This is a genomic window from Candidatus Poribacteria bacterium (genome assembly GCA_021295755.1).
Taxonomy (GTDB): domain Bacteria; phylum Poribacteria; class WGA-4E; order WGA-4E; family PCPOR2b; genus PCPOR2b.
This window is the reverse complement of sequence record JAGWBT010000028.1, coordinates 4,414-18,153: the sequence shown is the minus strand read 5'-3', so window position 1 is coordinate 18,153 and position 13,740 is coordinate 4,414. Positions and strand designations below refer to the sequence as shown.

The following is a 13,740-nucleotide window of genomic DNA, read 5'->3' as shown; positions in this document are numbered from 1 at the left end:
ATAGGATCGTTAAATCCCTTATGTAGGCATCCTTAAGTTTTTTGCGACCTTTATCCCGTGTGTCCCGCTATGAATGACCAATCTCCTATCCAACGCCAGACGCTATACGATTCCCGCAACTTCTTAATCCGCTTTATCGATTTTGCAGGCAGCCGAGCCTTGAACTGGATATCTGGGCTTGGGAGTGCGACCATGCTGGTGTGGGAGACTTGGGCGTTAGCCTTTAGGCCTCCACTTCAACTTAAACTGCTAGTCCATCAGTTGTATTTGATTGGTGTCAACTCGATATCGGTGGTGCTGATTTCTGGACTTTTTACCGGCATGGTCTTAGCGACACAGGGCTACCATCAGCTTATCCAGCTTTCGGCAGAGGGTACACTTGGTAAATTTGTCACCGTATCTGTCGTTAAAGAACTGGGACCGATGGTCACTGCATTTGTACTTGCCGGACGAATCGGGGCGTCGATTACGGCGGAACTGGGGACCATGAAGGTGACGGAACAGATAGATGCCCTTGAGGTTATGGCAACTAATCCGGTCAAATACCTCGTTGTTCCCCGTTTTCTTGCTTGTGCAATCATGCTGCCGATCCTGACCCTTTTTGCGATTGTTTTTGGCATTGCCGGTGGCTATCTCGCAGCCATTATCCTGTTTGATATGAATGGTCTCTTTTTCCTTAAACTAGCCCAAGCAAATTTGTTTATTAACAGTATTGTTATCAGTCTTGTTAAAGCATCAGCGTTTGGGATGGCAATTGCTTCGATAGGTTGCTACAAAGGTTTTACAATTTCTTCAGCGGGCGGTGCCGAAGGGGTTGGCAAATCGACAACAGGATCAGCGGTAACGTCGTTAGTTTCTATCTTGGCTCTGGATGCATTTTTGAACCATTTCCTTTATACGGTTTGGGGGTTGCAATAACCGGCGGAACGCAATAAGGGGCGAGGTCTATCAATATTACACTTGGTCCCTAACTGTGTCGTGACTCTACGGTCTGTGTCGTGACTCTACGGTAAGTGAAATGATTTGGATTGAAGATCTTTGGAAAAACTTTGAAAACAAAGAGGTTCTCACCGGCCTTGAACTTTATATCCCACGTGGCGAGACATTGGTCGTTATGGGACAGAGTGGCTGTGGGAAAAGTGTTCTGCTCAAAATGATTACCGGGCTAATGAAACCGGATCAAGGACAAATCTGGATTGATGGCGAAGATATCACCCAGTTCACACGAAAAGCATTGAACCGGACCCGTCGAAAGCTCGGCATGCTTTTCCAATCGGCAGCCCTTTTTGACTCGATGACTGTTGCGGAAAATGTTGGGTTTATGGTTTCCCAGCACATGAAACTCAGTAAACGTGAAATTGACGAAATTGTTGCCGAAAAGCTGCATTTAGTCCAACTCGACAGCACTCAGGACCTGAGACCAGCAGAACTCAGTGGGGGTATGCGCAAGCGGGTCGGACTCGCCCGTGCTATTGCGTGCAATCCAGAAGTGATACTATACGATGAGCCGACGACAGGGTTAGATCCGATTACAGCCTTAGAAATCAACCGACTCATACGCGATCTGCATCAGAAGCTCCAAGTGACTTCTGTTGTTGTTACGCACGATATGGCGAGTGCCTTTTCAGTCGGCACAAGGATGGCAATGATACACCAAGGTCAAGTTATTGCTCACGGAACCCCGGATGAAATTTGGAAGATTGATAACCCGGTTTTACAGCAATTTATTGCTCATGAAAACCATCATCAAAATTAACGATTGCAGGTGAGGTGATTAATGGGGGCGTGGAGTGTGCAGCTCAAGGTGGGACTTGTTGTCATTATTGGTGTTGTTCTCCTTGTGATTTTGATAGTGAATGCCGCTAACTCCCCTTGGAGTGTGAGTGGCGAACTGGTACGTGTCAGCTTTAATAATGCTGGTGATCTCCGCGTTGGTGCGAAGGTTCAGCTTGCCGGTGTACAGGTCGGCAAAGTCACGGGTGTTGAACTGAATCAAGACGGAACCCGTGTTGAAGTTCAGATGCGGGTCAAGGACGCCTTTCAACGGCTGCGCCAAGGGTGTCAGGTAAAAGTGGGAGTCATCGGCTTTGTCGGCGAAGCGTATATTCATTTGACGAATGGTCCCGTTGGGAATCCAAACTTGAAAACAGTGGATCTTCCGCTGATAGGCACAGATCCGCTTGACCTTTCGGAACTCGCTACACGAGGGGACTATATTGTTAGACAAGGCACACAATTTCTTGAATCCGTGAACCAGTTTATGGAAGCGAATCAGGAGAACCTTAGCGCAAGTGTTGTGGAAATGGGGGCGCTCATTGAGCAAACTAGCCGCGCTTTAACGGAGGTAGTAGGTGCTACGCAGGACGCTGTACAAAATCTGAACCGTATCGCACAGGAAAACGATTTTCGCTTGGCGCAGACCTATAAACGGTTTAATCGTCTGATGGATAGATTAGAAAGTGATACTTTACTAATCAGTAGTCAGATCGGCGACATTAATCGAGCGGTGCTTGATTTGGTAAATCGTAATACGTCCCCTGTAGAACAGGTAATCGCTGACTTGCAGGCAAGTGCTACAAATTTTCACCAGTTGTCTCAGCAATTAGATCAAAATCTCGCTGAATTGACTTCCGAACTTTCGGATCTGATTGCACAGAGCAAGGAGGTCATTGCCACTGAAACACCTAAAGTCGACCAACTGCTCGAAAGCCTTACCAGTTCGACCCAAGGGTTGGATGGGCTGCGCGATAATGTGAACCAACTGCTTTATACCGTGCAGGGTGGGGAGGGCAGCATCGCTCAGTTGTTGAATGAACCGGATGCGCTCAATGAAATGCGGAAAACGATGAAAACGGTAGACGAGACAATGCTCGCATTTCAAGATTTATCTCGGACGTTGGATCAGGGCTCGGAGCAAATCAAGATACCTGAATTTGGCTGGGATTACGAACTCAGATATTTAAGCCTTGAGGAGAGTCTGCACAACGAGTTAGGTGTTTTGTTATTTCCCCGGAATAAGCAGCGATACCGTCTCGGTTTAGGAACGCGTGCAGAGGAGATAAAGGTAGACTTCCAGTACGGTTATGACTTCACCGACCATCTGCGAGGTCGCGTTGGGTTCATGCGCTCCAAGGTTGGTGTGGGATTCGATGTGTGGCTGCTCGCCCGAAGACTTGGCATTAGCTTAGAGGGCACACATCTGACTAGCAAAAATCCAGAACTCGGCGCGGAAGTGGCGTGGCGGTTTTTTCGGAATGGACAGATTATTATCGGCGCAGAGGATTTGACATCGGGTAATATTCGCTATACAGCGGGACTTCGGTTCTTGTCGAAAAACTGGTAAACTGGCTTAGACACTGGGACGAATACCTAAAATGGCAAAAGAGAGTCGACAGTTTGTTTGTCAGGAATGTGGTCACTCCTCTATCAGATGGCTTGGGCGCTGTCCGGGGTGTGATAACTGGAACACTTTCGTAGAGGAGATAGAGGAAGCGGCATCTGTACATCCCCGACTCGCAGCGCAGCCTGCGAGCGATCCTGCGCCTATTACGCGGATTAGTGCGAGCGAATCAGACCGGCAACTCACGGGGATTGGTGAATTTGACCGAGTCCTTGGCGGTGGGATTGTGCCGGGGTCTGTGGTGTTGATCGGTGGCGATCCGGGAATTGGTAAATCGACAATACTGTTGCAAGTGAGCGATGCGTTGAGCCGCACTTATGGGGGAGTGCTGTATGTGTCGGGCGAGGAGTCAGTTGCCCAAACAAAGTTGCGGGCAAACCGGCTCGGCATCACCTCTGATTCGTTGTACGTTCTGTGCGAAAATAACCTGGAGCAGATAGAATCACAAATCACACAGGTCGATCCCCGTATGGTTGTTATTGATTCGATCCAAGCGGTCTACCTCCCCGGGTTACAATCTGCTCCGGGTAGCGTCGCACAGGTTCGTGAGAGCGCAGCACAATTATTGGTTATCGCTAAAAGTAAAAATATCCCAATCATCCTCGTTGGACACGTAACCAAAGAGGGTTCGCTGGCAGGTCCCCGTGTTTTAGAACACATGGTTGATACGGTCCTCTACTTTGAGGGTGAGAAGCAGCATATCTACCGTATTCTGCGTTCTGTGAAGAACCGATTTGGTTCGACCAACGAAATCGGGATCTTCGAGATGTTAAGTCGCGGTCTTGTCGAGGTCAAGAATCCATCAGAGATGTTTATCAGTGAGCGACAGGAGAATACCTCCGGATCGGTAGTGGTGTCGAGTATTGAAGGCACCCGCCCGCTCCTGCTAGAACTCCAAGCGTTGGTTTCTCCCGCAAACTTTGGTTTTCCCCGCAACACAGCAGCGGGGGTGGATCGCCAACGCATTGCACTGTTGATAGCGGTCCTACAGAAACGAATCGGGCTTGACATCGGTGATTCGGATGTATTTGTCAATATTACAGGCGGGATGCGCGTTGAAGAACCGGGTATTGACTTAGGTGCTGCCATTGCGATAACATCGAGTCACCGAGATATAGCAATTGATTCGCGAACTGTTGTTATTGGCGAAGTCGGTCTGGGTGGGGAAGTTCGTGCCGTTGCGCATATTGAGAAACGGCTACTGGAGGCTGCAAAGTTAGGTTTTAATCGTGCAGTTTTCCCCGAATCCAATCGTAAAGGCTTAGAGTTGAAGGAAGATATTGACTTGGTTGGTGTCAAAGATCTCTACGGTGCACTAAGTGCACTACTATAGGAAAGGGGTGATGCGAAGCATCAATGTAATTTTTGAGTTATCCACGTACTAAGTGTACTATTACAAGAAAGGGGGTGGCTCGGGTGCAAATTTGGATTATCCGCATTGCTTTTACATTGTTTGGTGCAGCGTTGGGATTTATCATCGGTGATGCCACAGGAGGTGCTACCGGTGATATCACAGGAGGCGCTATCGGTTTTCTTGCTACTATCATTCTGGTAGGAATTGAATTCTCAATTCCGCGCCCGCTACTACGGGATTTTTTCGCCTGCTTCGCTGGACTGACATTCGGTTTGATTGTGGCCGGTCTTATCATTTATATTATTCGAGCAACAACCGGCGCAATTAGCCTAGCACTGACAGGGGGCATTGTGCTTTCATGCGCTTATGCAGGGACAATGATTGTCTATCGCAGGCGAGATGCGTTTGCGCTATTTTCCCTCACAACACACGGTATACAATCCAAGTCTCCAACAATTAAGGTCTTGGATACGAGTGTGATTATTGATGGACGGATTTTGGATATTTGCCAAACAGGATTTATTGATGGCGTGTTTGTAATTCCCCGATTTGTCTTAAATGAATTACAACACATCGCGGATTCTTCCGATCTACTTCGTCGCAACAAAGGACGACGTGGCTTCGAGATTTTACGTTTGATGCAAAACAATCCTGACATCGATGTTGAGGTAACAGAGGAAGATTTTCCCGAAGTTCCAGAAGTGGACGCCAAGTTAATCCATCTCGCTCAAGAGATTGGTGCGAAAATCATTACCAATGATTTTAACTTGAATAAGGTCGCTGAACTTCAGGGTGTGACTGTGCTCAACATCAACGAGCTTGCGAATTCCGTTCGTCCGGTCGTCGTTGCCGGTGAGGTTATTCAGGTACGTGTTCTTCGCGAAGGTAAAGAACCGAACCAAGGTGTTGGCTATCTTGATGACGGGACAATGGTCATTGTTGAGTATGGTAGGCAATATGTTGGACAGACAATCGATGCGATTGTCACCCAAACATTGTTACGCGTACGAAGACTGATGAAATGGACACTGATGAACCAGAGGACGTGCGTTCTTATTCCCGCAGCTGGCCGCGGAAACCGGATGGGTCGTCATCGTACTAAGAAGCCGTACTTAGAGCTTCTTGACAAGCCGATCCTTGCGCATACGATCGGCGTATTTGATCAGAGCCCTGTTGTCGACGCGATCTTTGTGATTGTGGGTGAAATGGATTTCGACGCCTGCCGATCTGCGGTAATCGAGCCGTACGACTTCCAAAAGATTGCTCGGCTTATCCCCGGTGGCGAAACACGGCAAGATTCTGTCTTTAACGGGTTGAAGGCGCTCCCGGAGGATACGGATTTCGTCGTCGTTCATGATGGGGTCCGCCCTTTTGTGACCGATGACATGATTTTTACCTGTCTCGAAGCGGCAGCAGATTCCGGAGCAGCAGTCGCCGGAGTCCCTGTCAAGGATACCATCAAAATCACGGATAGGGACGGATTTGTCGTCGATACACCGGATCGGAACCAACTTTGGGCGGTACAGACACCGCAGGTGTTTCGGAAGGATTTGTTGATCGAAGCCCACCGACATGCCCAGCGAGATCAGATCCAGTTGACCGATGACGCAGCGCTGGTTGAGCAACTGGGTTTCAAAGTGAAGTGTGTCATGGGAAGCTATGACAATCTGAAGATCACGACGCCGGAAGATCTGATTGTTGCTGAAGCGTTGATGAATAAAGGATAAAAAATCAGGAATAATAGACATCTACAGGTCTATAAACTACCATGCGTGTAGGAATTGGTTACGATGTTCACCGATTAGGGGTAAATCGTAAATTAATACTCGGTGGGGTAACGATCCCATACGATTTAGGTTTGATTGGACACTCCGATGCAGATGTACTGACCCATGCCATCTGCGATGCACTGCTAGGGGCAGCAGGTCTGGGTGACATTGGTCAACATTTTCCTGATACGGATGCAGCGTATGCCGGAATTGATAGCCTAATCCTGCTGGGTAAGGTGAAGGCGTTAATTTCTGCAGATTACGCAATTCAGAACGTGGACAGCACGGTGATTATGCAACGCCCCAAACTGGCGCCTTATATCCCTTCCATGCGCCAACGCCTTGCCGAGACGCTAGGTATTCCAAGCAATCGGGTGAATGTCAAAGCGACAACATCGGAAGGACTTGGCTTCATTGGCGAAGGCAAGGCGGCTGCCGCTGAAGCTGTTGTTTGTCTCAGTGAATTAAGGTAGGTGTTAGTGGATAACACCTCGGCCCCCGATTGGATTGGGATCTAAATTAGAAAGAAAACTGATGGCATTAAAGATTTACAATTCCCTCACAAGGCAGTTGGAAGAGTTTGTGCCGTTATATGAGGGAAAAGTTTTGATGTACAGTTGTGGGCCCACGGTCTACGATTATTTTCATATCGGTAACGCGCGCACGTTTCTAATTTCTGATATCATTCGTCGGTATCTCGAATATAAGGGTTACACCGTCACGATGGCTCAAAATCTGACGGATATTGACGATAAAATCATCAATCGTGCCAATGAGCAAGGGATTGAAACTTCTGAACTTGCTCAGAAATATGTGGATGCCTATTTTGAGGACTCAAGCAACCTAGGGATCCGTGCCGCTGATGTCCATCCCAAGGCGACTGAGCATATTTCGGAGATAGTTTCCCTGATTCAGACGTTAATTGACAAGCAGGCAGCTTACGAAATTGATGGAGACGTATATTACCGCGTCAACCACTTTGCGGAATATGGCAAACTCTCTCATCGTAAGCCGGAGGATCTGCTTGCCGGTGCTCGCGTTGAGGTTGATGAACGGAAGGAAGATCCACGGGATTTCGATCTTTGGAAAAAGTCGAAAGCAGAGGAACCGTGGTGGGATAGCCCTTGGGGGAAGGGCAGACCCGGGTGGCATATTGAGTGTTCTGCCATGGCGATGAAACATCTCGGCGAAACGATTGATATTCACACCGGTGGGCATGATCTCATATTCCCCCACCATGAAAACGAGATCGCCCAGAGCGAGGTGGCGACGGAAAAACCCTTTGTCCGATATTGGATGCACGTCGCATTCTTGCAGATTGATGGACGACGGATGGGCAAATCAGAAAGCAATTTCATCTTCGTCCACGATGCCTTGCAGAAATATGCTCCTGAAGCGATCCGCCATTTTCTAATTTCCGCACAGTATCGTCACCCGTTAGATTATAACCCAACTAGCTTGAGTGAATCGAGCAGTGCTGTTCGACGGTTGAATAACTGTCTTGATGCCCTCAAACCGTATCGAGATGTAAACGGCGACGCCTCTGAGGCGTTGAACGACGCTGAAGCCGCCTTATTCCAATCTATCAATACGATGCGTCAAGGCTTTGAGTGGGCAATGGACGACGATTTTAATACCGCCGGGGCGTTGGGGGCGATTTTTAAGCTCGCCGGCGAAGTAAATCAATTTCTCGCATCGACCGAAGACTCATCTTCGGATGGGAAAAGCAGCGTCCTAGGTCAAGCGTACAAAAGTTTGGTTGAGGTTTGTAGTGTGCTTGGCATATACGCGGAGGAGGAAGTCCCTAACGATGCCCATGCAGCCTTGACAGAGCAACTGATGGATCTTATTCTGGAGGTGCGTCAGGATGCGAGACAACGCAAGGATTGGGAAACAGCGGATAAAATCCGCGATCAGTTAGAGCAACTCAACGTTGAGCTGCAGGATAGTCGGGCGGGAACAACTTGGAAGATTATCAAAGGGTAGAAGCGGCAAAAGCTGAAAGTGAGCAGGTGTGAGAGTGAGAAAGTGAGAAAAAACGAGTTCCGATTTATCGGATGAGCACCTAACGCATTACGTATTACGCACTGTTTTTTCGGGGGTATAACGATGGATCGTTATTTGGGACTATTATCTGTCTGTCTTTATCTTTTATCATTGTTTGGTTGTGCACTTGTAGCGAAACAGGAGTGGAGCAGCAATTACGCTTCGATAGAGGGGGTAAGGGCAACGAACGCAAGGATGATTGACGGCAACATCAGGACGTTCGGGGAATCAGCATTTCGTGAAGGATCGCAGGACGGTTTCGGTCCCGCCCCGACCTCGCAGGCAATCGTCATGCTCCCCGAAAGAAAGGTGATTCGCCGAGTTGTCATTCATTCGGACAATTTGAAGAAATTCACCGTATATGCGGATAAAGGGAGCGAGGATTGGGAGGTCATCAAAGAGGTTAACAATGTCACGTCGAACCCCATTGATTTATCCGTGAATGCACCGTTTCCCACTGACAAAATCCGTGTTCGTGTGCTCGGCACAACCGACGACGCCTCACTGCGTCGGGGTCAACGGAGACGGAACTTTTGGGCGAGCGGAAATCGCCGCGCACCAGCCAAGATTTACGAAATTGAGTTATACGGTTATCAGTCAGCGAAAGTTGCAGGTGCAGGGGATGCAGAAGACCCGAAGGGTCAAAGCGAAGCAGAGCTTGATCAGTTGTTGAAATAGGATTAATAGGAGTGAGGTGTGATGGACAGATTATCACGCCGCATGTTCTGCGTTTTACTAAACTAAAAATTAAGGAGGCAAGATATGCGTTTTATAGGAGTAACTTTTCTAATACTAGGGTTAGTTTCCACACTGGGATGTTTGGGTCCGAGCGGACCTCCGATACAGTGGAGTCAAAACATCGCTCCATTTGCGGAGTGTCAGGATCCAAAGCTGAATGATGATAATACATTCTCAGTTGGGGAAACTTCAAGGCTCATTATTGAGAAACAGACGATGCTCACCAAGGCAGACCAAGAAGAAGAAGAGAACTTTACGCAGGCAACGCTTACATGGGCAAAACCACAGCCCGTTCAGCGTATCGTTGTGGTAGCAGATAAAGGTAAACTTGAATTCTTTGAGGTCCAAGTTGTGGATGAATCCGGGGAATGGAAGACGATTAGAAGTGTCAAGAATCACTATCAGGACCAGTTCAAGTTAAAGTTACCGGAGCCAATTCACACCCAAAAGTTGCGTCTGAAGGTCCCTAAAAAATGGGAATCCCGGCGTGTAGGAGGGCAGAAGCGTAGAACGAGAGGCGAAGGCGGCGCAGAGGTTGACATTTTTAAGCCGATCCGCGATATTCAAGTGTACTATGCCCTGCCGCCTGAAGAACCGGCAGCACAGCCGGCAACGGAACAGTAAAATTCGCCGATTATGCTATCCGCTGATACGAAAAGTCTTATTCATCTCAACCTGATTCCGGGTATCGGAAATCATACCATCCGACGCCTGTTAGCGGCTTTTGGATCCGCGGAGAAATCGCTTGCTGCGACATCCGCGGAGTTAGCCCAGATCGATGGGTTGACTCCCGATGTTCGGCAACAGCTAATTGATGGTAGATCGCGCGCTCCTCTCGCGCAGGAACTTGAACTGATCGATCAGCATCAATGCCACATCGTCACTATCAACGACGACACCTACCCACCGCTCCTCAAGCAGATTGATGACCCACCCGTATTGCTTTATATCACCGGTGACTTTCCCTTACAGGACACACCGAGCATCGCAATCGTTGGATCGCGCAGCCCGACCAAATACGGCAAAACGACCAGCCAGCAGTTAAGCTATCAACTCGCAGAACGCGGTATAACTATCGTGAGCGGATTCGCCCGCGGCATTGATACCTGTGTGCATCGTGGTGCCCTTGAAGCGAGTGGGCGCACGGTCGCTGTGTTCGGATGTGGTTTGAGTATTATCTATCCGGAAACGAATCGGGCACTTGCAGCGGAAATCATCGAGTCCGGTGCATTGGTTTCCGAGTTTCCAATGACGATGCCGCCCCGTGGAAAAAACTTTCCCCGCCGCAATCGTGTGATTAGTGGTTTAACGTTAGGCACGCTTGTTGTTGAGGCGTCTGAGCGGAGCGGTTCGCTCATTACAGCACGTCACGCCGCCGAACAGGGACGTGAGGTGTTTGCCGTGCCGGGGCAGATCTTTTCCGGGGTGTCACGAGGCACCCATTCCCTCATCAATCAAGGTGCGACGTTGATTAATAGCGTTGATGACCTGCTTGATGCCCTACCCCAAAACTACACGCAGATCTTAGGTGGAAAATCGCTCGAACCACCTTCCGCAAAACAACCCGACAAAATTGCCCGCCCTCAATCGGTCGAAAAAAGATCGACCCCCACCTCTCAGCCAAAGACAAACCTCAATCTAACCCCCGATGAACAGACTGTGCTATCAGCGATGGGGGCTGATAGCGTCCATATTGATGAGATTACGCGGGTGACGCAGCTGCCGATCGGAAAAGTTTCCTCACTCCTGGTCATGCTTGAGTTGAAAGGGATTGTTCAGCAGCTGCCGGGGAAACAGTTTATGAAGAAGTAGATTTATGAGCACAAGAAAGCGGTATCATACCCATGAAGAAGGGTATGATACCGCTACGTGAAACGTAAGGAGAATAATCGTGGCAATCCGACATTTCGAGACAAGTGTTTCTCTGATTGCGATCCTGTTATTGTTGAGCGGTTGCTCAATCTTCAGTCGAAATCAACCCGGCGAAAAGGTGATTGTCGATCCGCTGATCGAACGAAATAAGGCATGGCGCAAACAGGTCGAGGCGGGAAATCTGGCACTCCAAGATGGGGACTTGACGGGTGCCCTCGAAGCCTACCAAGCCGCACTGACGATTAAACCGAAGACTAGTCAGATCCAATTCCAAATTGCCAAGCTGTACTTCCAACACGGGGCATACGAAAAAGCGAGGGACGCCTTCGCCGCCACAGTAACGCTTGATCCCAAGAATATGGATGCGCGCAATTCTTTGGGCTACATCTATGAGCAACTGAACAACTATGAAGCTGCAGCGCAGGTTTACGAGAATACTCTGAAGGTTGAGCCGCATAACCTGTACGCACTTAACCATCTCGGTTTGGCTTACAAGCAACTGGGCAGGGTCGACGATGCCGAACGGGTTTTACGAAAGGCGGTGGAAGTTGATCCAAAATCTGCACGACCTGACAGCAAGAATCTGCGTAACTATCTCGCCTTGATTTACTTGGAAAAAGGGGACATCGGCGAAGCCATCGCCGAATTTAGGGAGTCAATTCGGCTTTTCCCAAAGGATATCTGGTCCCGCCAAAACCTTGCTTCTCTCTACGAAGCGCATGGACGTTACTACGAAGCGCAGCTCCAGTACCATAAAATTTTGGAGATCGATCCACAAAATCTGCTGGCTCCGACACGCCTCCAAGCACTTGCACAGTTAGACCGATCTGTCTCAGTATCTATTGAAGTTGCGCCTGTGGATCTAATTGACGTTGACATTGAAGCGGTGATCGCTGCGGCCCCTGATGCGGCAGATTATCCTGATGCTGACGCGATCATCCTACTCAACCAGTTTAGTCACGAAGTCACCCCATCGGGAAAATCCCGTTACACTACCCATCAGGTGGTCAAGATTCTGACGGAAAGAGGGGTGCAGAACTATGATGACATCGCTATCCCGCACACACCCAAGGCACAATATATCACTGTCAACATCGCGCGGACTATCACCCCTGATGGTTCCGTTATTGAGCCGCCGGAGGAAGCGTTCAATGATGTGACACCGCCGGGGCTGCTCGCCTACAACCTATATTCCGATTCGATGTGGCGAGTTATCTCAATGCCTGCCCTAAAACCGGGGGTGTGTATTGAGTATCAGGTTACGCTTGAAGACGCAGGAGCGGAGTCGGTTGGGAGCACCTCGTGGTTTTGGGGTGGCTACAGTTTTCAATCCACAGATCCGACCCTGCAATCCGCATATGCTTTACGTGTGCCCAAAGAGACGGACTTCAAGTGGAAGACGATCCATTGCCAGCTTAATCCCCAGATATTACACGAAGAGGAGACTAGCACATATCTCTGGACCCACGGCGAAACACCCGCGCTCAAGACGGAGTACAATATGCCGGCGACCAACGATATTGTGCCACGCTTGAGTTATTCGTCTGTGGAATCTTGGGATGCCGTTTACAATTGGTACAGGGAAACCGCAAAGGACCGATACACCGTTGATCAAGCGATTGAGGAAACCGTCGAGGAACTCACCGCAGATCTTCTCACGGAGGACGACAAAATTCGGGCGATATACCACTTTGTGGCATCGCAGATTCGCTACGTCGGGATTGAACTGGGGCAAGGTGCATATCAGCCCACACCCGCCGATCAGGTCCTCAGGGTCCGATACGGCGATTGCAAGGACAAAACTACCTTGATGATTTCGATGCTTGATCTGGTTGGTGTTGAGGCGTTTCCGGTGATGCTGAACCCCGCGCCGTATCAACGCATCAATCTTGAAATCCCCTCGCTCGGACAGTTTAGCCACTTGATTGCTGCGATTCCACGTGGTGACGGCTACTATATTTGGCTCGATCCAACCGCCGACACCTGCAGCTACGGCGATCTTCCTGTACGGAATAGGGGGCGCACAGGGTTTATCCTCCGAAACGAGCGGGGTGAGTTTGTTGATATTCCCATCTCTACACCAGAATCCAATCAGTTAATCGTTGACACGGAAATCGTGTTGACAGAGGATGGGACGGTTCAGGGGACCATGCGGGTTGATACCCTTGGGCAATACAATATCGAGGCGCGGTTAGAGTACAAGCAGGTGCCGCCAAGTGCGTGGAAGGATACCCTCGCTGTTGGACTTAGCAAACAATTTCCCGGCGTCCGAGTTGATTCGGTGCAAATTTCCGATTTGGCGGATCTCAACGTACCCGTGCAGCTCAACATTGCTTTTACCGCCGAGAATTACGCTGAGCCAATTGATAACCGCTTGGTGTTTCCGTTGCCGAGCGATGAGTTTTCAGACTATGCGGAGATTTTTGCAGCGGCTGAACGTCAACACCTACTGGATTTGAGTTACCCGATGCAGATGAAGAAAACAATCCAGATTATGCTGCCGGAGGGATGGACGGCGACCTTTCCGCAAGATGTTCGTCTGGAAAATCGCTTTGCTAGGG

Annotated in this window: 11 protein-coding genes; all 11 read left to right on the top strand. The window is 49.3% G+C overall.

Translation table 11 applies throughout. From position 1 onward, the window contains the following. Window positions 1-69 precede the first annotated feature (69 nt). Window positions 70-918, top strand: coding sequence for an ABC transporter permease (locus J4G02_05555; protein ID MCE2394044.1), 849 nt, complete (start codon window positions 70-72; stop codon window positions 916-918). Window positions 919-1,018: 100 nt separating this feature from the next. Next, window positions 1,019-1,756, top strand: coding sequence for an ABC transporter ATP-binding protein (locus tag J4G02_05550; GenBank protein MCE2394043.1), 738 nt, complete (start codon window positions 1,019-1,021; stop codon window positions 1,754-1,756). A gap of 21 nt (window positions 1,757-1,777) precedes the next feature. Continuing rightward, window positions 1,778-3,343, top strand: a complete 1,566-nt coding sequence (locus tag J4G02_05545; protein MCE2394042.1) for an MCE family protein — start codon at window positions 1,778-1,780, stop codon at window positions 3,341-3,343. A gap of 31 nt (window positions 3,344-3,374) precedes the next feature. After that, on the top strand, window positions 3,375-4,733 hold the full coding sequence (gene radA / locus J4G02_05540) for a DNA repair protein RadA (protein ID MCE2394041.1): 1,359 nt from the start codon (window positions 3,375-3,377) through the stop codon (window positions 4,731-4,733). Between the two features lie 83 nt (window positions 4,734-4,816). Beyond that, complete coding sequence (gene ispD, locus J4G02_05535; GenBank protein MCE2394040.1) at window positions 4,817-6,481, top strand: 2-C-methyl-D-erythritol 4-phosphate cytidylyltransferase; 1,665 nt, start codon at window positions 4,817-4,819, stop codon at window positions 6,479-6,481. 41 nt (window positions 6,482-6,522) lie between these two features. Further along, window positions 6,523-6,996, top strand: a complete 474-nt coding sequence (locus tag J4G02_05530) for a 2-C-methyl-D-erythritol 2,4-cyclodiphosphate synthase (protein ID MCE2394039.1) — start codon at window positions 6,523-6,525, stop codon at window positions 6,994-6,996. Window positions 6,997-7,057: 61 nt separating this feature from the next. Continuing rightward, window positions 7,058-8,509 (top strand): cysteine--tRNA ligase, encoded by a 1,452-nt coding sequence (gene cysS, locus J4G02_05525; GenBank protein ID MCE2394038.1) that lies wholly within the window; start codon window positions 7,058-7,060, stop codon window positions 8,507-8,509. A 123-nt stretch (window positions 8,510-8,632) separates the two neighbouring features. Beyond that, window positions 8,633-9,247: a hypothetical protein gene (locus J4G02_05520; GenBank protein MCE2394037.1), complete on the top strand. Its 615-nt coding sequence runs from the start codon at window positions 8,633-8,635 to the stop codon at window positions 9,245-9,247. Window positions 9,248-9,331: 84 nt separating this feature from the next. Further along, window positions 9,332-9,931 carry a hypothetical protein gene (locus tag J4G02_05515; GenBank protein MCE2394036.1) on the top strand — a complete coding sequence of 200 codons (600 nt, stop codon included), beginning with the start codon at window positions 9,332-9,334 and terminating at the stop codon, window positions 9,929-9,931. Window positions 9,932-9,943: 12 nt separating this feature from the next. Further along, window positions 9,944-11,119, top strand: coding sequence for a DNA-processing protein DprA (dprA, locus tag J4G02_05510; protein MCE2394035.1), 1,176 nt, complete (start codon window positions 9,944-9,946; stop codon window positions 11,117-11,119). Between the two features lie 79 nt (window positions 11,120-11,198). Continuing rightward, a partial coding sequence (locus tag J4G02_05505) for a DUF3857 domain-containing protein (GenBank protein MCE2394034.1) occupies window positions 11,199-13,740 on the top strand: 2,542 nt, incomplete at its 3' end.